Origin of the sequence: Pseudomonas sp. TWRC1-2 (genome assembly GCF_049896685.1) — a bacterium.
In the GTDB taxonomy this organism is placed as follows: Bacteria; Pseudomonadota; Gammaproteobacteria; order Pseudomonadales; family Pseudomonadaceae; genus Aquipseudomonas.
The window spans coordinates 186,991-204,351 of the sequence record NZ_JAFCUU010000007.1 but is presented as its reverse complement, the minus strand read 5'-3'; the positions used below and the strand labels follow the sequence as shown (position 1 = coordinate 204,351).

Below are 17,361 nucleotides of genomic sequence, written 5' to 3'. Positions count from 1 at the left end.
GTGGGTACTCCTTGTCATTTCGCTTTATTCGAGCTGCAGCCGAGCTTTCGGCTGGACCTCGAGCAGCTTGCCACGCGCTACCGAGAATTGGCGCGTGGCGTGCATCCGGACCGCTTCGCTGACGCTTCCGAGCGTGAGCAACGCCTGGCGCTGGAGAAGTCGGCCAGCCTCAATGAAGCCTATCAGACGCTTAAAAGCCCCCCGAAACGCGCGCGTTACCTGCTCGCGATGAACGGTGGCGAGTTGCCGATTGAAGTCACGGTGCACGACCCGGACTTCCTGATGCAACAGATGCAGTGGCGCGAAGAACTCGAAGATTTGCAGGACGAAGCCGATGTGGCCGGTGTCGCAGTCTTCAAGCGCCGTCTGAAAATGGCCCAGGATGAGCTCAACGAAAGCTTCGCAGCCTGTTGGGATGATGCAGCGCAACGTGAACAGGCCGAACGTCTGATGCGGCGCATGCAGTTCCTCGACAAGCTCACCTACGAAGTGCGCCAGCTAGAAGAGCGCCTCGACGATTAACCCAGTGCTGCCCGTGCACGCCTGATAGACAGATAAGACCTGATTACCATGGCCCTACTGCAGATCGCCGAACCCGGCCAAAGCCCTCAACCGCACCAGCGTCGCCTGGCGGTCGGGATTGACCTGGGCACCACCAATTCCCTGGTCGCCGCCTTGCGCAGCGGCCTGTCCGAGCCGCTGCCCGACGCCGATGGCCAGGTTATCCTGCCGTCGGCCGTGCGCTATCACGCTGACCATATTGAAGTTGGTGAGTCGGCCAAGCTGGCGGCGTCCTCCGATCCTCTGAACACCGTGCTGTCGGTCAAGCGCTTGATGGGTCGTGGTCTGTCCGACGTCAAGCAATTGGGTGACCAGCTGCCGTATCGCTTTGTCGGCGGCGAATCGCATATGCCATTCATCGACACCGTCCAGGGCCCCAAAAGCCCGGTGGAAGTGTCGGCCGATATCCTCAAGGTGCTGCGCCAGCGCGCGGAAACCACCTTGGGCGGCGAACTGGTCGGCGCGGTGATCACCGTGCCCGCGTATTTTGACGACGCTCAGCGCCAAGCCACCAAGGACGCGGCGAAACTCGCCGGTCTGAACGTGCTTCGCCTGCTCAATGAGCCGACGGCGGCCGCTGTGGCCTATGGCCTGGATCAGCACGCCGAAGGCCTGGTTGCGATTTACGACCTGGGCGGCGGCACCTTTGATATTTCGATCCTGCGCCTGACCGGCGGTGTGTTCGAAGTGCTGGCCACTGGTGGCGATACCGCCCTGGGCGGCGATGACTTCGATCACGCCATTGCCGGCTGGATCATCACCAGCGCCGGTTTGTCCGCCGACCTGGACCCGGGCGAGCAGCGGCATTTGCTGCAAACCGCCTGTGCGGCCAAAGAAGCGCTGACTGACGCCAGTTCTGTCGATGTTTCCTACGGTTCCTGGTCGGCTCAGTTGACGCGCGAAGCCTTCGACGCGCTGATCGAGCCAATGGTCGCTCGCAGCCTTAAAGCCTGTCGCCGTGCTGTGCGGGATTCCGGCGTTGAACTGGAAGACGTGGCTGCCGTGGTCATGGTCGGCGGTTCGACCCGTGTGCCGCGTGTGCGCGAAGCCGTTGCTGAAGCATTTGGTCGCCAGCCGCTGACTGAAATCGATCCGGATCAAGTGGTTGCCATCGGCGCCGCGATCCAGGCCGATACCCTGGCCGGCAACAAGCGCGACGGTGGCGAATTGCTGCTGCTCGACGTGATCCCGTTGTCCCTGGGGCTGGAAACCATGGGCGGCCTGATGGAGAAGGTGATTCCACGCAACACCACCATCCCCGTTGCCCGCGCACAGGACTTCACCACGTATAAAGATGGCCAGACGGCCATGATGATTCATGTGCTGCAAGGTGAGCGCGAGCTGATCAGCGACTGCCGTTCCCTGGCGCGCTTTGAATTGCGCGGCATTCCGGCGATGGTAGCCGGTGCGGCGAAAATCCGCGTGACCTTCCAGGTTGACGCCGATGGTCTGCTCAGCGTGGCTGCGCGTGAGCTGGGCTCAGGCGTAGAAGCCAGCATCCAGGTCAAGCCGTCCTACGGCCTGACCGACGGCGAAATCGCCAAAATGCTCAAGGACTCGTTCCAGTACGCCGGTGACGACAAAGTCGCTCGCGTGCTGCGTGAACAGCAAGTCGATGCGCAGCGCCTGCTTGAGGCCGTGCAAGGCGCTCTCGATACCGATGGCGAGCACCTGTTGGACGCCGAAGAGCGCATGGTCATCGACCTGCAGATGCAGGAGCTGGCCGAACTGATGAAAGGCAACGATGGTTACGCCATCGAGCAGCAGACCAAGCGCCTGTCGCAAGTGACTGATGCCTTTGCCGCCCGCCGCATGGATCAGACGGTGAAAGCCGCACTGGCCGGGCGCAACCTGAATGAAATCGAGGAATAATTAATGCCGCAGGTCATTTTTCTGCCACACGCCGAGCATTGCCCGGACGGTATGGTCGTGGAGGCTGAGACCGGCAAGTCCATCCTCGAAGTTGCCCATGACAACCACATCGAGATCGAGAGTGCCTGCGGCGGTGTTTGCGCCTGCACCACCTGCCACTGCGTGATTCGCGAGGGTTTCAACTCGCTTGAAGAGGCGGATGAGCTGGAAGAAGACTTTCTGGACCGCGCGTGGGGCCTTGAAGCGACTTCTCGCCTAAGCTGTCAGGCAAAGGTTGGAACTGAAGACATCACCGTCGAAATTCCGAAATATTCCCTCAACCATGCGGCCGAAGCACCGCATTGATTCAAGGAAATGTCATGAGCCTGAAATGGGTTGATGTACAAGAAATCGCTATACAACTTGCTGAAGCCCACCCAGAGGTCAATCCTCTGACGGTCAACTTCGTCAAGCTGCGCAATCTGGTGATGGAGCTGCCGGACTTTGACGACATCCCCGACCGGGGTGGCGAAAAGGTTCTGGAGGCGATTCAAGGCTTGTGGATCGAAGAAGCAGACTGAGCCGCCTTATTACGCAGTTAGGCAATACCCAATAACCCGCGTATAATTCGCGGGTTTAATTTTTCGTAAATTACCGTTTCTGGAGTTACACCATGGCTGTTCAACGTACTTTCTCCATCATCAAGCCTGACGCTGTTGCAAAAAACGTCATCGGCGAGATCACCACTCGTTTCGAAAAAGCCGGCCTGAAGGTTGTAGCTTCGAAACTCAAGCAACTGTCCAAAGCTGAAGCTGAAGGCTTCTACGCTGAGCACAGCGCTCGTGGTTTCTTCGGCGACCTGGTTGCCTTCATGATCTCCGGTCCTGTTGTTGTTCAGGTTCTGGAAGGCGAAAACGCTATCGCTCTGAACCGTGAGCTGATGGGCGCTACCAACCCTAAAGAAGCTGCTGCCGGCACCATCCGTGCTGACTTCGCTGAGTCCATCGACGCCAACGCTGTTCACGGTTCGGACTCCGAAGCCGCTGCTGCTCGCGAAATCTCGTACTTTTTCGCTGCTACTGAAGTAACCGCTCGCTAAGCATCGGCTTAAAGAGTGAGGGTGAATCCATGACTACATCGACTGTTAAAACCAACCTGCTGGGTCTGACTCAGCCGGAAATGGAGAAATTCTTCGACTCAATCGGGGAGAAGCGTTTCCGTGCCGGTCAGGTAATGAAGTGGATTCACCACTTTGGCGTCGACGATTTCGACGCCATGACGAACGTCAGCAAGGCCCTGCGCGACAAGCTCAAGGCCATTGCTGAGGTCCGTGGTCCCGAAGTGGTCAGCGAGGACATCTCCAGCGACGGCACCCGTAAGTGGGTGGTGCGCGTGGCGTCCGGCAGCTGCGTCGAGACCGTCTACATTCCCCAGGGCAAGCGCGGCACGTTGTGCGTTTCGTCCCAGGCAGGCTGTGCCCTGGACTGCAGTTTCTGCTCCACCGGCAAGCAAGGCTTCAATAGCAACCTCACTGCCGCCGAAGTCATCGGCCAGGTGTGGATTGCCAACAAATCCTTTGGCAGCGTCCCGGCAACCGTCGACCGTGCCATCACCAACGTGGTGATGATGGGCATGGGTGAGCCGCTGCTGAACTTCGACAACGTTATTGCGGCCATGCATTTGATGATGGACGACTTGGGCTACGGCATTTCCAAGCGCCGTGTGACCCTGTCGACCTCGGGCGTGGTGCCGATGATCGATGAGCTGGCCAAGCACATCGACGTCTCTCTGGCGTTGTCGCTGCACGCACCCAATGACGCATTGCGTAACCAATTGGTGCCGATCAACAAGAAGTATCCGCTTAAGATGCTGCTCGAATCTTGCCAGCGTTACATGGCGACCTTGGGCGAGAAGCGTGTGCTGACCATTGAGTACACCATGCTCAAGGACATCAACGACAAGGTTGAGCACGCTGTTGAGATGATCGAGTTGCTCAAGAACACCCCGTGCAAGATCAACCTGATTCCGTTTAACCCGTTTCCACATTCTGGCTACGAGCGGCCGAGCAACAATGCTATCCGCCGTTTCCAGGATCAACTGCACCAGGCCGGCTACAACGTCACCGTACGCACCACTCGTGGTGAAGACATCGACGCCGCCTGTGGCCAATTGGTAGGGCAGGTGATGGACCGCACCCGCCGTAGCGAACGTTATATCGCCGTGCGCGAACTTAACGCCGCCGAAGATTTGCCGCAAATTGCTGTGAATCGAATCTGAGAGAGGATCTCTATGCCCTTGCGCCTTGCGCTGCTTTTGCTAGTTACCGGCCTCGCGGCCGGTTGTGTGTCATCGGGTCATGACAGCCCGTTGCAGACGGGTAAAGGCCGTGACGAGGCGCGAGTTGCCTATGTGCAACTGGGTTTGGGTTATTTGCGACAAGGCATGAGCGAGCAGGCCAAGGTGCCGTTGAAAAAGGCCCTCGAGCTGGACAGCGACGATGCCGACGCGAATGCCGCGCTGGCTTTGGTGTTCCAGGCCCAGGCCGAGCCTGAGTTGGCCGATCAATATTTCCACAAGGCCTTGTCTTCGCGTCCTGCCGACCCTCGGCTGCTGAACAATTACGGCAGCTTCCTGTTCGAGCAGAAACGTTATGACCAGGCTTCCCGTTATTTCCAACAAGCCTCTGCTGACGCCCTCTACCCGGAGCGGTCGCGGGTGTTCGAGAACCTTGGGGTCACCTCGATGCGCCTCGGCCAGCGTGACAGCGCGCGCCAGCAGCTGGAAAAAGCCCTGCATTTGAACAGTCGTCAGCCACGCGCGTTGCTCGAAATGGCTGAGTTGTCTTACGAAGACAGGCATTATGTGCCGGCACGTGACTATTACGAGCGTTTTAGCCTGCTCAGCGGGCAAAATGCACGTAGTCTATTGCTCGGTGTGCGGCTGGCGACGGTTCATGATGAACGCGACACCGCCGCACGTTTTGGCCAGCAACTCGAACGACTCTATCCCGGTACGCCGGAATATCAGCAATACCTGTCGGAGCAATGATGAAAGCGGCGCACCCGGAAGTTGTAGCAGCTAATCGCGTAAACCCAGGCGAGACCTTGCGTCAGGCCCGCGAAAGCAATGGTTGGTCGCTGGCAGAAGTGGCCCTCAAGCTCAATTTGACCACGACTTCCCTGGGCAACCTGGAAGCCGGCGCGTTCGACAAGCTGCCAGGGCATACCTTCGCCCGCGGCTATATCCGCGCTTATGCCAAGTTGCTGGGCATTGACCAGACCGTGCTGGTCCAGGAATTCGACCAATTTACCGGCACCGACTCTCAGGGCAGCAATGTGCATGGCCTGGGTCGCATCGAAGAGCCGGTGCGGGTTTCCCACACGATTTTGCGAATTGTCAGCCTGTTGCTGCTGATTGCCGTGATCGGCGGCGGTTTCGTCTGGTGGCAAGACCAGACCACCCAGCGCAGCAAGGACCTGACCAGCAACGCCATGGAGCACGTCGAAGTCGAAAGCGCCGACGGCACCACCCAGATTCACCCGCTGGACGAGCCGGAAGACCAGGCCGTTGCCGAAGGGCAAGCCGCGCCAGAAGCACCGGCCACCGCCGAGCAGCCCGCGCCGGAAGCGGGTACTGCAGCGGCGACTGCTGCCGTGCCGACTCCAGCCGTACCGGCGGCCCCGGCCGCGCCAACTGCCCAGGCCCATACCCCAGCCGCTGCCGCACAGGCTCCAGCGACCACCGCGCCAGCTGCACCGGCAGCGCCGACCGTTGCGCCGCCTGCTGCGCCTGCGTTGGTCGCTGGCGACGGGCATATCCAGATTACCTTCGTCGCTGACTGCTGGACGCAAGTCACCGATGGCAACGGCAAAGTGCTGTTCAGCGGTTTGAAGCGTAAGGGAGATACGCTTGACCAAGGCGGCAAGCCTCCTTTGACGCTGCGTCTGGGCTTTGCCCGTGGCGCGCAAGTGGCCTACAACGGCCAGCCTGTGGACGTAGCGCCGTTCACCAGTGGCGAGACCGCTCGCCTCAAGTTGGGACAATAGTCATGCACGGCGAATCTCCAATCAAACGTCGCGTATCGCGCAAGATCTGGGTCGGCTCAGTGCCGGTGGGTGGCGACGCCCCCATCGCGGTACAGAGCATGACCAACAGCGACACCAATGATGTCGCCGCCACCGTCGCCCAGATCAACCGTCTGGAAGCCGCCGGCGTAGACATCGTGCGGGTTTCCGTGCCGGACATGGATGCTGCCGAAGCCTTCGGCCGCATCAAGCAGCTGGTCAAGGTGCCGCTGGTTGCCGACATTCACTTCGATTACAAAATCGCCTTGCGTGTTGCCGAATTGGGCGTCGATTGCCTGCGCATCAACCCGGGCAACATCGGTCGCGAAGACCGTGTGCGCGCAGTGGTGGATGCTGCCCGTGATCGCGGGATCCCGATCCGCATCGGCGTCAACGCCGGCTCCCTGGAAAAAGACCTGCAAAAGAAATACGGCGAACCGACCCCGGCCGCGCTGGTTGAGTCGGCGCTGCGCCACGTTGAACACCTTGAACGCCTGAATTTCCAGGACTTCAAGGTCAGCGTAAAGGCTTCCGACGTGTTCATGGCGGTAGAAGCCTACCGCCTGCTGGCTAAGGAAATCGTGCAGCCGCTGCACCTGGGTATCACTGAAGCGGGCGGTTTGCGCTCAGGCACAGTGAAATCTGCGGTGGGTCTCGGTATGCTGCTCGCCGAAGGGATTGGCGATACTATCCGCATCTCCCTGGCGGCGGACCCGGTAGAGGAAGTGAAGGTCGGTTACGACATTCTCAAATCCCTGCATTTGCGTTCCCGTGGCATCAACTTCATTGCCTGCCCGAGCTGCTCGCGGCAGAACTTCGACGTGGTGAAAACCATGAACGAACTGGAAGGGCGCCTCGAGGACTTGCTGGTGCCACTGGATGTTGCGGTGATTGGCTGTGTGGTGAACGGCCCGGGTGAAGCCAAAGAGGCGCACATCGGCCTGACTGGCGGTACGCCGAACCTGATTTACATCGACGGCAAGCCGTCGCAGAAGTTGACGAATGACAATCTGGTGGATGAGCTCGAAAGACTGATCCGCGAGAAAGCGGCCGAGAAGGTCGCGGCTGACGCAGCGCTGATCGCGCGCGGCTAAGAACGAATTTAAGGATTAGATGTGAGCAAGTCTCTGCAAGCCATTCGTGGCATGAACGACATCCTGCCGGAGCAGACGCCGTTGTGGCGCTACTTCGAGAGCACGGTCGCGCGCCTGCTGGATAACTACGGTTACAAGCAGATCCGCATGCCGATCGTCGAATTCACCGAGCTGTTCAAGCGCTCCATCGGTGAAGTGACCGACATCGTCGAAAAAGAGATGTACACCTTTGAAGACCGCAACGGCGACTCCCTGACCCTGCGTCCGGAAGGCACCGCTGCGTGCGTGCGCGCCGTGCTCGAGCATGGCATCACGGGTGGCGGCCAGACCCAGAAGCTGTGGTACATCGGCCCGATGTTCCGCCACGAGCGCCCGCAGAAAGGTCGTTACCGCCAGTTCCACCAGATCGGCTGCGAAGTCTTCAACCTGGATGGCCCGGACATCGACGCCGAGCTGATCGTGCTGACCTGGCGCCTGTGGGGCCAACTGGGTATCCGCGACGCGGTCAAACTTGAACTCAACAGCCTGGGCACCAGCGAATCCCGGGGCCGCTATCGCGAAGCCCTGGTCGAGTACCTGTCCGCTCACCTGGACAAGTTGGATGAAGACAGCCAGCGCCGTCTGAAAACCAACCCGTTGCGTGTACTGGATACTAAGAACGCCGACACCCAGGCGGTACTGGTCGATGCGCCGAAAATGGCCGACTACCTGGACGACGAATCGCGCACGCATTTCGAGGGCCTCAAGGCTCGTCTGGATGCGGCCGGTATTCCCTACGTGATCAACCCGAAACTGGTGCGCGGCCTCGATTACTACAGCAAGACCGTCTTCGAGTGGGTCACCGACAAACTCGGCGCCCAGGGCACCGTGTGTGCCGGTGGTCGCTACGACGGCCTGGTTGAGCAAATGGGCGGCAAGCCGACCACGGGCGTGGGCTTTGCCATGGGCATCGAGCGGCTGATCCTGCTGCTCGAAACCCTGGAGCAGGTTCCGGAAGAAATTTCCCGTCAGGTGGACGTGTACCTGTGCGCCTTTGGCGAGGCCGCCGAACTGGCAGCCCTGGCCCTGAGCGAGAAAGTACGCGACCAACTGCCGAACCTGCGCCTGCAGGTCAATGCCGGCGCCGGCAGCTTCAAGAGCCAGTTCAAGAAGGCCGACAAGAGCGGTGCGCTGTATGCACTGATCCTCGGCGATGACGAACTGGCCCAGCAAGTGATAGGTTTCAAACCCCTGCGTGGCCAGGGCGAGCAACAGAACATTGCCTTTGATGCGCTTGCCGCGCACTTGGCCACCTGCGTCGTGCAGGGTTGAAGCTGTCGAACAGCCGAATTTAGCGATTAAGGAGTATTGGGGTGTCGAGTACTGATGATGAGCAGATGGCCGAGTTCAAGGACTGGTGGCAGCGTAACGGCAAGCCCCTGGTTACCGGCGGTCTGCTGGCTTTAGTGGTGGTGTTCGGCTGGCAAGCCTGGCACAAGTATCAGGCCAACCAGTCCCAAGGCGCCTCGGTCCTCTATCAGCAATTGCTGGAAACCACGCTCACGCCGGACGGCAAGCCTGACCCTGCCCAGGTTGCAGACCTGGCCGGCAAGCTCAAAAGCGAATTCGGCGGTAGCACCTACGCCCAATACGGCAGCCTGTTCGTCGCGAAAGTCGCGGTCGACACCGGCAAGCTGGATGACGCCGCGACCGAGCTGAAGGCCATCGCCGACAAGCCGACCAACCCGACCCTGGGTGAAATCGCACGTCAGCGCCTGGCACAGGTATTGGCGGCACAGAACAAGGCTGACGAAGCACTCAAACTGCTCGACGGCGATGCTGACAAAGCATTTGTGGCCACTCGTGAAGAGCTCAAGGGCGACCTGTTGGTCCAATTGGGTCGTACCGACGAAGCCCATGCTGCGTACCAAAAAGCCAAGGCGGCGCTGTCTGATGAAGCGGCAGTCGGTGGCTTACAAATCAAGCTGGACGACTTGGCCAAAGGGGATGCGTGACGTGATCCGTTGGAAACATGCAGCATTGCTGGCTCTGGCCGTTCTGGCCGCGGGTTGCAGCAGCAACAGTAAAAAAGAACTGCCTCCGGCCGAGCTGACCAGCTTCAAGGAAGAAGTGGTCCTGCAAAAGCAGTGGAGCCGCTCCGTCGGTGATGGCCAGGGCGACCTGTACAACCTGCTGCAGCCGGCAATCGACGGCGAAAACATTGTGGCCACTGACTCCACTGGCGTGATCATGGCCATGGATCGCATGAATGGCGACGTGAAGTGGAAGAAAGACCTCGAGCTGCCGGTTTCCGGTGGCGTGGGTGTCGGCTACGGCATGGTGCTGGTCGGTACGCTCAAAGGCGACGTGGTTGCTCTGGACTCGGCGACGGGTGAAGAGAAATGGCGCGCTCGCGTGACCAGTGAAGTGCTCGCAGCGCCTGCCACCAACGGCGATGTCGTGGTGGTGCAGACCCAGGATGACCGTGTGATCGGCCTGGACGCCGCCACCGGCAACCAGCGTTGGCTGTACGACAGCACCCCTGCGGTGTTGACCCTGCGCGGTACCAGTGGTCCGATTGTGACCAACAACCTGGCCGTTGCAGGCCTGTCGACCGGTAAAGTGGTCGCCCTGGATACCCAGAACGGCGTACCGGCCTGGGAAACCCGCGTGGCAATCCCTCAAGGTCGTTCCGAACTGGATCGCGTGGTGGACATCGACGGCGGCTTGCTGCTGTCGGGTGAAACCATTTACGTGGCCACCTACCAGGGCCGTGTCGCTGCGCTGGACCTGCAAAGTGGCCGCATCAACTGGCAGCGTGATGCCTCCAGCTATGCCGGTGTCGCCCAAGGGTTTGGCAGCGTCTACGTAAGCCTGGCGTCCGGCACCGTTGAAAGTGTCGACGAGCGTTCCACCACTGCACTGTGGAGCAACGACTCTCTGGCCCGCCGTCAACTGTCGGCCCCGGAAGTGTTCTCCAGCTACGTAGCGGTAGGTGACTTCGAAGGTTACCTGCATCTGCTGAGCCAGGTGGACGGTCGTTTTGTCGGCCGCGAGCGTATCGACAGCGACGGCCTGCGTGCCCGTCCGCTGGTCGTGGGTAACATGCTTTACGTGTATGGCAACAGCGGCAAGCTGGAAGCCCTGACCATCAAGTAAGAACTATGCTTGGGGTAAAACCCAGGCGGCCCCGCTTCGGCGGGGCATGCGGCATTTGAATATGCTGCCCCGAGCACCAGCCGCTGCCTTGCAGCGGCTTTTGTATTTTCTGAAATAACGAAGTGGAGAGCCGCATGGTTCCCGTAATCGCCCTGGTGGGCCGACCTAACGTCGGCAAGTCCACCTTGTTCAACCGCCTGACCAGGACTCGCGACGCCATCGTCGGCGACTTGTCCGGTCTGACCCGTGATCGCCAATACGGTGAGGCAAAGTGGCAAGGGCGCTCCTACATTATTGTCGACACCGGTGGTATCTCCGGTGACGAGCATGGCATGGACGAAAAGATGGCCGAGCAGTCGCTGCTCGCTATCGAAGAAGCCGATGTCGTGTTGTTCCTGGTGGACGCCCGCGCGGGCTACACCGCTGCCGACCAGATGATTGGCGAGCACCTGCGCAAGCGCAACAAGCGTTCCTATTTGATCGCCAACAAGATCGATAACATCGATCCTGAGGCGGCCCGCGCCGAGTTCAGCCCGATGGGCCTGGGCGACGCGATCCCGGTCGCCGGTGCTCACGGTCGCGGTATCACCCAGATGCTGGAAATCGCCCTGCGCGACTTCCCTAAGGATGACGCCGAGGAAGAAGAGGGCGAGGAAGAGATCGTCGCCGAAGGTGAGGAAGCCAAGCGCATTCCTGGCCCGAGCGAAAAAGACGGTATCAAGATCGCCATCATCGGCCGCCCGAACGTTGGCAAGTCGACCCTGGTTAACCGCATGCTCGGTGAAGACCGGGTAATCGTTTATGACCAGCCCGGCACCACCCGCGACAGTATCTACATCCCGTTCGAGCGTAACGACGAGAAGTACACGCTGATCGACACCGCCGGTGTGCGCAAGCGCGGCAAGATCCACGAGGAAGTTGAAAAGTTCTCGGTGGTCAAAACCCTGCAGGCGATCAAAGACGCCAACGTGGTGATCTTCGTGATGGACGCCCGCGAAGGCGTGGTGGACCACGACCTCAACTTGCTGGGCTTTGCCCTGGAAGCCGGTCGCGCCCTGGTGATCGCGATCAACAAGTGGGACGGCATGACGCCGAGCGAGCGCGATTTCGTCAAGATCGAGCTGCAGCGTCGCCTGTTCTTTGTTGAGTTCGCCGATATCCACTTCATCTCGGCACTTCACGGCACTGGCGTGGGTAACCTCTACGCGTCCGTACAGAACTCCTTCAAGTCCGCGGTCACCCGCTGGCCGACCAACCGTCTGACCCAGATCCTGGAAGACGCGGTTGGCGAGCACGCGCCGCCGATGGTCAACAACCGCCGGATCAAACTGCGTTACGCCCACTTGGGTGGTGCCAACCCGCCGATTATCGTGATCCACGGTAACCAGATCGAGAAGGTGCCTAAGTCCTATGTGCGTTACCTGGAAAACACCTACCGCCGCGTCTTGAAACTGGTCGGTACGCCGATCCGCATCGAGTTCAAAGGTGGCGAGAACCCATACGAAGGCAACAAGAACACACTGACTGACCGTCAGGTGAACAAGAAGCGTCGTTTGATGACTCACCACAAGAAGGCCGACAAGAAGCGCCGCGACAAGAAATAAGCGCCGCTTCACGTTGTCCGCTACACGCTGCAAGAGAGGGCTCTTTTTGAGCCCTTTTTTGTGCCTGGTGGATTGCTGGCTTGACCTGCTTGCAGCTTGCAGCTTAAAACTTGCAGCTCACCCGAAGGGGGCTCCCATGATCACCAGCAAGCTGCCGAATGTCGGTACGACCATTTTCACCACCATGTCGCAACTCGCTGCCGAGACCGGCGCGCTCAACCTGTCCCAGGGCTTTCCCGATTTCAATGGCCCCAAGGCGTTGCTCGATGCGGTGGGCCAGCACGTTGCCAGCGGGCATAACCAGTATTCACCTATGACCGGCCTGCCGGCCCTGCGCCAGCAAGTGGCGGCCAAGATCGCCCGCAGTTATGGCGCCACGGTTAACCCCGACAGTGAGGTGACCATTACTCCCGGCGCCACTGCCGCGATTTTCTGTGCGATTCAGGCGGTGATCCGCAACGGCGATGAAGTCATCGTGTTCGACCCCTGCTACGACAGCTACGAGCCCTCGGTCGAACTGGCTGGCGGTCGCTGCGTGCATGCGCAGCTGAGCCTGCAGGGCTTCTCCCTGGACTTTGAAAAGATCAAGGCCGCGCTGTCGCCGCGCACACGCATGATCATCCTCAACACCCCGCACAACCCGACCGGCGCACTGATCAGCCGCGCCGAGCTCGACCAGTTGGCCGAATTGGTCCGCGACCGCGATATCTATCTGGTCAGCGATGAGGTCTATGAACACTTGGTGTTCGATGGCGTGCCCCATGTCAGCGTGTTGGCCCATGAAGAACTGTATCAGCGTGCGTTCGTGGTCAGCTCCTTCGGCAAGACTTACCACGTCACCGGCTGGAAAACCGGCTACGTGGTCGCGCCACCGGCGCTGACCGCTGAACTGCGCAAGGTGCATCAATATGTCAACTTCTGCGGCGTGACCCCTTTGCAGTACGCTTTGGCGGACTTCATGGCCGAACACCCGGAACATGTCGAAGAATTGCCGGCTTTCTACCAGGCCAAGCGCGACCTGTTCTGCGACTTGCTGGCGCCATCGCGCTTCAGCTTCTCCCGGGTGGCCGGTACTTACTTCCAATTGGTGGATTACTCACAGATTCGCCCGGACCTGGATGACGTCGCCATGTCGCTATGGATGACCCGCGAGCACGGCGTGGCGACAATTCCGGTCTCGGTGTTCTACCAGAACCCACCCCAAGGCCAGCGCCTGGTGCGCCTGTGCTTTGCCAAACGCGAGGAGACGCTGCAACAAGCAGCCGAAAAACTATGCGTGATCTGAGTGCATTACCCAACCTGAACATCGCCCTGGTGCAGACCAGCCTGGTGTGGCATGACCGTCAGGCCAACCTGGAACATTTCGAGCTGTTGCTGGAGCAGGCCAAAGGGGCCGATCTGATTGTGCTGCCGGAGATGTTTACCACCGGGTTTTCAATGGAGTCGGAAACCCTGGCTGAACGGGAAAACGGCCCGACCCATCATTGGCTCCAGGCCCAGGCGGCGAAGTACAACGCCGTGATCACCGGCAGTGTGATTATCCAGGCCGCCGATGGCAGTCATCGCAACCGCCTGCTGTGGGCGCGGCCGGACGGCGAGGTGTTGCACTACGACAAGCGCCACTTGTTCCGTATGGCGGGCGAGCACGACCACTACACGCCAGGCGAGCGCCAGGTGCAGTTCGAATTGAAGGGTTGGCGTATTCGGCCGTTGATTTGCTATGACCTGCGCTTCCCGGTGTGGAGCCGTGATGCCCAGGACACTGACTTGCTGCTGTACACCGCCAATTGGCCGGGTGCACGGCGCCTGCACTGGAACCGTTTGCTGCCAGCGCGTGCGATCGAAAACCTGTGCTACGTGGCGGCGGTGAATCGGGTGGGCACGGATGGGAAGGGCTTTGCCTACACCGGAGACAGTCAGGTGCTGGATTTTCAGGGCGAGACCTTGCTGAGTGCAGGGGAGGCGGATGGCGTGTTTCAGGTGTGCCTGGAGGCGGCGGAGCTGGCGGCGTATCGCGAAAAATTTCCGGCGAACCTTGACGCAGATAGGTTTGAGTTTGTCTGAAAGACCACTTTCGCGAGCAAGCCCGCTCCCACATTTGGAATGCATTCCCCCTGTGGGAGCGGGCTTGCCCGCGAAGAGGCCATCAGCATCACCACAGATCTAAAGTAAAAAGGCCCCTGAGTGCTCACCCAGGGGCCTTTTGCATTCCTACGAACCGGCTTACGCCGCTTTCGCTTCCTGCTGGCTCAACGAGCGGTTCAGCGCACTGAACAGCGCCTTGAAGCTGGCTGTGGTGATGTTTTCATCAATGCCCACGCCATGCACCGGACGCTCGCCATTCACACGCAGCTCAATGTAGGCCGCAGCCTTGGCGTTGGTGCCTGCACCGATGGCATGTTCGTTGTAGTCCATGATCTCCACACCAATCGGCAAGCCAGCCACCAGCGCTTCCAGTGCGCCGTTGCCTTTGCCTTTCCAGTGCAGGTTGGTTTCGCCCTGGCCTTTGCCCGAGACTTCCACTTCGACAAAGCTGTTGCCGTTTTCTTCCTGCAGACGATGGCTGACCAGCGCATACGGCGTGTTGGCTTGCAGGTATTCACGCTGCAGCAAGGCGTAGATCTGTGGCGCGGTCATCTCAAGACCCACGCGGTCGGTTTCAGCCTGGACCACCTGGCTGAATTCGATCTGCATGCGGCGCGGCAAGCTGATGTCGTATTCCTGCTCCAGCAGGTAGGCGATGCCGCCTTTGCCCGACTGGCTGTTCACACGAATCACCGCTTCGTAGCTGCGGCCAATGTCGGCAGGGTCGATCGGCAAGTACGGCACTTCCCACAGCGCGTCGGCCTTCTGCTGGGTGAAGCCCTTGCGGATCGCGTCCTGATGGGAGCCGGAGAACGCGGTGTGCACCAGGTCGCCGACGTACGGGTGGCGTGGGTGCACCTGGATCTGGTTGCATTCCTCGACCACTTTGCGCACGCCGTCGATGTCGGAGAAGTCCAGTTGTGGGTCGAGACCCTGGGTGTACATGTTCAGGGCCACGGTCACGAGGTCGACGTTACCGGTGCGCTCGCCGTTGCCGAACAGGCAGCCTTCGACACGGTCGGCGCCAGCCATCAGGCCCAGCTCGGTGGCGGCTACGCCGGTGCCACGGTCGTTGTGGGTGTGCAGGCTGATGATCACGCTGTCGCGGCGGTTGATATGACGACCGAACCACTCGATCTGGTCGGCATAGATGTTCGGCGTTGCGCACTCAACGGTGGCGGGCAGGTTGAGGATCATCTTGTGCTCAGGCGTCGGGTTCCACACCTCGATCACCGCGTCACACACTTCCTTGGCGAACTCCAGTTCAGTGGCGCTGAAGGTTTCCGGGGAGTATTCGAAGGTCCACTGGGTTTCCGGCTGCTGGGCGGCGTATTTGACGAACAGCTTGGCGGCGTTGACCGCGATGGCCTTGATGCCGTCCTTGTCCTGGTTGAACACGATGCGGCGGAAGGACGGCGAAGTGGCGTTGTACAAGTGCACGATGGCCTTTTTGGCGCCGCGCAGGGATTCGAAGGTGCGTGCGATCAAGTCTTCACGGCCCTGGGTCAGCACCTGGATGGTGGTGTCCTCGGGGATATGGTTGTCTTCGATCAGGGTGCGCACGAAGTCAAAGTCGGTTTGCGAGGCAGCCGGGAACGAGGCTTCGATTTCCTTCACGCCCACCGCAACCAGGGTCTTCCAGAAACGCAGTTTTTTCGCGGCGTCCATCGGTTCGATCAGCGACTGGTTGCCATCACGCAAGTCGGAACTGCACCAGATCGGCGCTTCGGTGATGGTTTTCGACGGCCAGGTGCGGTCCGGGATATCGATGGTCGGGAACGCACGGTACTTCGAAGACGGGTCTTTGAGCATGCTCATCGGGAAATCCTTTGTTGTAGGGGCCGAGAAAAGGCGGCCTGCCGTAGAACTGTTTTTAGGGATAAAGCAAGAAGACGAGGCAGATCGATTCAGCCTGGCAGTCGTGCGCTGACGAGGCACAGGCTGCGGTGCTGGCGGAGCTGAATGAGGGTGTGAGAGGTTTTCATAAGCTCAACCCTAACCGCCGGGGTGAAAGATGGCAAGCTGTCGAGAAAAATTGAGATAAGTTCTGCTATTGGCGTGGGAAACGAGATCTTATGGTGCTGAATTAGCTGAAGACTCGTTTTAATTGCGCGCCGTTGATCGGGCGCGCAATCGCTTCATTCAGGGCTGGAACGCGCCGATGAAGATCGCCGGGTCGACCCGTGCATCGTTGAGGCTGATGTTCCAATGCATGTGCGGCCCGGTCGCGCGGCCCGTCGAGCCGACCTTGCCCACCACCGCGCCGCGTGCCAGTTGGTCGCCCACCTTCACATCGATCTTCGACATATGGCAGAACATGCTGATAAAGCCCTGGCCATGGTCGACAAAGACGGTGTTGCCGTTGAAGAAGTAGTTGCCGGTAAGGATGACTTTACCGGCCGCCGGGGTCTTGATCGGCGTGCCGGCCCCGACAGCGAAGTCGAGGCCCGAGTGCGGGTTGCGCTCCTCGCCGTTAAAGAACCGGCGTACGCCAAACTTGCTCGACAGCGGTCCGTTCACGGGTTTATCCAGTAGCAGGTTGCTGGGCGTGTTCGGACTGAAACTGCGGTAAGCCTTGAGCTGGACCGCCAGTTCGCCCTCGATGCGCTTGAGCTGTGCCGGGTCCGGATTGACCTGGCTTTTGTTTTTCAGGGTGATGTGCTGCTCGGGGTATTTCTTGAAGCCCACCACGAACGGCAGGGTTTGCCCACCGCTGGTGAGGCGTTGGGTGCCGGGTTTAACCGTCAGAGGAATCCCGACAATCGCCAGCCAGGTGTTCTGTTCCTTGACCACCAACACCGGCCTGTTCTGGTAGGTGGCTTTCGGCGCGGTTGCCGACGTACCCAGATCGACCACTGCGACGCCACCCGGCACCGGCTTGTTCAGCAACCGAGTGATGTAGCTGTCGGCGTGGGCATTGAAGGTGAGGCACAACAGCATCAGCAGGCTAAATAGACGGGGCAT

17 protein-coding genes are annotated in these 17,361 nt (G+C 60.0%); 15 read left to right on the top strand and 2 right to left on the bottom strand.

Annotation, left to right across the window (positions count from 1 at the left end):
- The 15 genes from hscB to ACP7B3_RS21065 all read left to right on the top strand — a co-directional run bounded on the left by hscB (position 1) and on the right by ACP7B3_RS21065 (position 14,376).
- Positions 1 to 522, top strand: coding sequence for a co-chaperone HscB (hscB, locus tag ACP7B3_RS21135; protein WP_242199880.1), 522 nt, complete (start codon positions 1 to 3; stop codon positions 520 to 522).
- A 48-nt stretch (positions 523 to 570) separates the two neighbouring features.
- Entirely contained in the window at positions 571 to 2,433 is a 1,863-nt protein-coding gene (gene hscA / locus ACP7B3_RS21130; RefSeq protein ID WP_426180620.1) for a Fe-S protein assembly chaperone HscA, read from the top strand.
- Positions 2,434 to 2,436: 3 nt separating this feature from the next.
- Positions 2,437 to 2,778 carry an ISC system 2Fe-2S type ferredoxin gene (gene fdx, locus ACP7B3_RS21125; RefSeq protein ID WP_015885743.1) on the top strand — a complete coding sequence of 114 codons (342 nt, stop codon included), beginning with the start codon at positions 2,437 to 2,439 and terminating at the stop codon, positions 2,776 to 2,778.
- A gap of 14 nt (positions 2,779 to 2,792) precedes the next feature.
- On the top strand, positions 2,793 to 2,993 hold the full coding sequence (iscX, locus tag ACP7B3_RS21120) for a Fe-S cluster assembly protein IscX (protein ID WP_003238461.1): 201 nt from the start codon (positions 2,793 to 2,795) through the stop codon (positions 2,991 to 2,993).
- A 92-nt stretch (positions 2,994 to 3,085) separates the two neighbouring features.
- Positions 3,086 to 3,511: a nucleoside-diphosphate kinase gene (gene ndk, locus ACP7B3_RS21115; RefSeq protein ID WP_003175956.1), complete on the top strand. Its 426-nt coding sequence runs from the start codon at positions 3,086 to 3,088 to the stop codon at positions 3,509 to 3,511.
- Between the two features lie 29 nt (positions 3,512 to 3,540).
- Positions 3,541 to 4,689, top strand: coding sequence for a 23S rRNA (adenine(2503)-C(2))-methyltransferase RlmN (gene rlmN / locus ACP7B3_RS21110; RefSeq protein ID WP_005791178.1), 1,149 nt, complete (start codon positions 3,541 to 3,543; stop codon positions 4,687 to 4,689).
- A gap of 12 nt (positions 4,690 to 4,701) precedes the next feature.
- Entirely contained in the window at positions 4,702 to 5,460 is a 759-nt protein-coding gene (gene pilW / locus ACP7B3_RS21105) for a type IV pilus biogenesis/stability protein PilW (RefSeq protein WP_426180617.1), read from the top strand.
- Positions 5,460 to 6,458 carry a RodZ domain-containing protein gene (locus tag ACP7B3_RS21100; protein WP_426180615.1) on the top strand — a complete coding sequence of 333 codons (999 nt, stop codon included), beginning with the start codon at positions 5,460 to 5,462 and terminating at the stop codon, positions 6,456 to 6,458. Before pilW ends, ACP7B3_RS21100 begins: the two co-directional genes overlap by 1 nt.
- A gap of 2 nt (positions 6,459 to 6,460) precedes the next feature.
- Entirely contained in the window at positions 6,461 to 7,570 is a 1,110-nt protein-coding gene (gene ispG, locus ACP7B3_RS21095; RefSeq protein WP_025859271.1) for a flavodoxin-dependent (E)-4-hydroxy-3-methylbut-2-enyl-diphosphate synthase, read from the top strand.
- A gap of 21 nt (positions 7,571 to 7,591) precedes the next feature.
- Positions 7,592 to 8,881, top strand: coding sequence for a histidine--tRNA ligase (hisS, locus tag ACP7B3_RS21090; RefSeq protein WP_106578273.1), 1,290 nt, complete (start codon positions 7,592 to 7,594; stop codon positions 8,879 to 8,881).
- Positions 8,882 to 8,946: 65 nt separating this feature from the next.
- Entirely contained in the window at positions 8,947 to 9,564 is a 618-nt protein-coding gene (locus tag ACP7B3_RS21085) for a tetratricopeptide repeat protein (protein ID WP_177410102.1), read from the top strand.
- The gene (gene bamB / locus ACP7B3_RS21080; protein ID WP_145164194.1) at positions 9,557 to 10,708 is read left to right on the top strand and encodes an outer membrane protein assembly factor BamB; all 1,152 of its coding nucleotides are present in this window, start codon (positions 9,557 to 9,559) and stop codon (positions 10,706 to 10,708) included. Before ACP7B3_RS21085 ends, bamB begins: the two co-directional genes overlap by 8 nt.
- A 134-nt stretch (positions 10,709 to 10,842) precedes the next feature.
- The gene (gene der, locus ACP7B3_RS21075; RefSeq protein ID WP_122489126.1) at positions 10,843 to 12,312 is read left to right on the top strand and encodes a ribosome biogenesis GTPase Der; all 1,470 of its coding nucleotides are present in this window, start codon (positions 10,843 to 10,845) and stop codon (positions 12,310 to 12,312) included.
- 136 nt (positions 12,313 to 12,448) lie between these two features.
- On the top strand, positions 12,449 to 13,597 hold the full coding sequence (locus ACP7B3_RS21070) for a pyridoxal phosphate-dependent aminotransferase (RefSeq protein WP_426180612.1): 1,149 nt from the start codon (positions 12,449 to 12,451) through the stop codon (positions 13,595 to 13,597).
- Positions 13,585 to 14,376 carry an amidohydrolase gene (locus ACP7B3_RS21065; RefSeq protein WP_145164189.1) on the top strand — a complete coding sequence of 264 codons (792 nt, stop codon included), beginning with the start codon at positions 13,585 to 13,587 and terminating at the stop codon, positions 14,374 to 14,376. Before ACP7B3_RS21070 ends, ACP7B3_RS21065 begins: the two co-directional genes overlap by 13 nt.
- Before the next feature lie 159 nt (positions 14,377 to 14,535).
- Here the strand turns inward: ACP7B3_RS21065 and leuA are convergent, their stop codons facing one another.
- Both leuA and ACP7B3_RS21055 read right to left on the bottom strand, forming a co-directional pair.
- Entirely contained in the window at positions 14,536 to 16,215 is a 1,680-nt protein-coding gene (gene leuA / locus ACP7B3_RS21060; RefSeq protein WP_083356880.1) for a 2-isopropylmalate synthase, read from the bottom strand.
- Between the two features lie 324 nt (positions 16,216 to 16,539).
- Positions 16,540 to 17,361 (bottom strand): peptidoglycan DD-metalloendopeptidase family protein, encoded by an 822-nt coding sequence (locus ACP7B3_RS21055; protein ID WP_145164186.1) that lies wholly within the window; start codon positions 17,359 to 17,361, stop codon positions 16,540 to 16,542.

Bases quoted from the DNA above. Each gene is read 5' to 3' on its own strand.
- hscA (WP_426180620.1), top strand. From the start codon at position 571: ATGGCCCTACTGCAGATCGCCGAACCCGGCCAAAGCCCTCAACCGCAC.
- fdx (WP_015885743.1), top strand. From the start codon at position 2,437: ATGCCGCAGGTCATTTTTCTGCCACACGCCGAGCATTGCCCGGACGGT.
- iscX (WP_003238461.1), top strand. From the start codon at position 2,793: ATGAGCCTGAAATGGGTTGATGTACAAGAAATCGCTATACAACTTGCT.
- ndk (WP_003175956.1), top strand. From the start codon at position 3,086: ATGGCTGTTCAACGTACTTTCTCCATCATCAAGCCTGACGCTGTTGCA.
- rlmN (WP_005791178.1), top strand. From the start codon at position 3,541: ATGACTACATCGACTGTTAAAACCAACCTGCTGGGTCTGACTCAGCCG.
- pilW (WP_426180617.1), top strand. From the start codon at position 4,702: ATGCCCTTGCGCCTTGCGCTGCTTTTGCTAGTTACCGGCCTCGCGGCC.
- ACP7B3_RS21100 (WP_426180615.1), top strand. From the start codon at position 5,460: ATGAAAGCGGCGCACCCGGAAGTTGTAGCAGCTAATCGCGTAAACCCA.
- ispG (WP_025859271.1), top strand. From the start codon at position 6,461: ATGCACGGCGAATCTCCAATCAAACGTCGCGTATCGCGCAAGATCTGG.
- ACP7B3_RS21085 (WP_177410102.1), top strand. From the start codon at position 8,947: ATGGCCGAGTTCAAGGACTGGTGGCAGCGTAACGGCAAGCCCCTGGTT.
- bamB (WP_145164194.1), top strand. From the start codon at position 9,557: ATGCGTGACGTGATCCGTTGGAAACATGCAGCATTGCTGGCTCTGGCC.
- der (WP_122489126.1), top strand. From the start codon at position 10,843: ATGGTTCCCGTAATCGCCCTGGTGGGCCGACCTAACGTCGGCAAGTCC.
- ACP7B3_RS21070 (WP_426180612.1), top strand. From the start codon at position 12,449: ATGATCACCAGCAAGCTGCCGAATGTCGGTACGACCATTTTCACCACC.
- ACP7B3_RS21065 (WP_145164189.1), top strand. From the start codon at position 13,585: ATGCGTGATCTGAGTGCATTACCCAACCTGAACATCGCCCTGGTGCAG.
- leuA (WP_083356880.1), bottom strand. From the start codon at position 16,215: ATGAGCATGCTCAAAGACCCGTCTTCGAAGTACCGTGCGTTCCCGACC.
- ACP7B3_RS21055 (WP_145164186.1), bottom strand. From the start codon at position 17,361: ATGCCCCGTCTATTTAGCCTGCTGATGCTGTTGTGCCTCACCTTCAAT.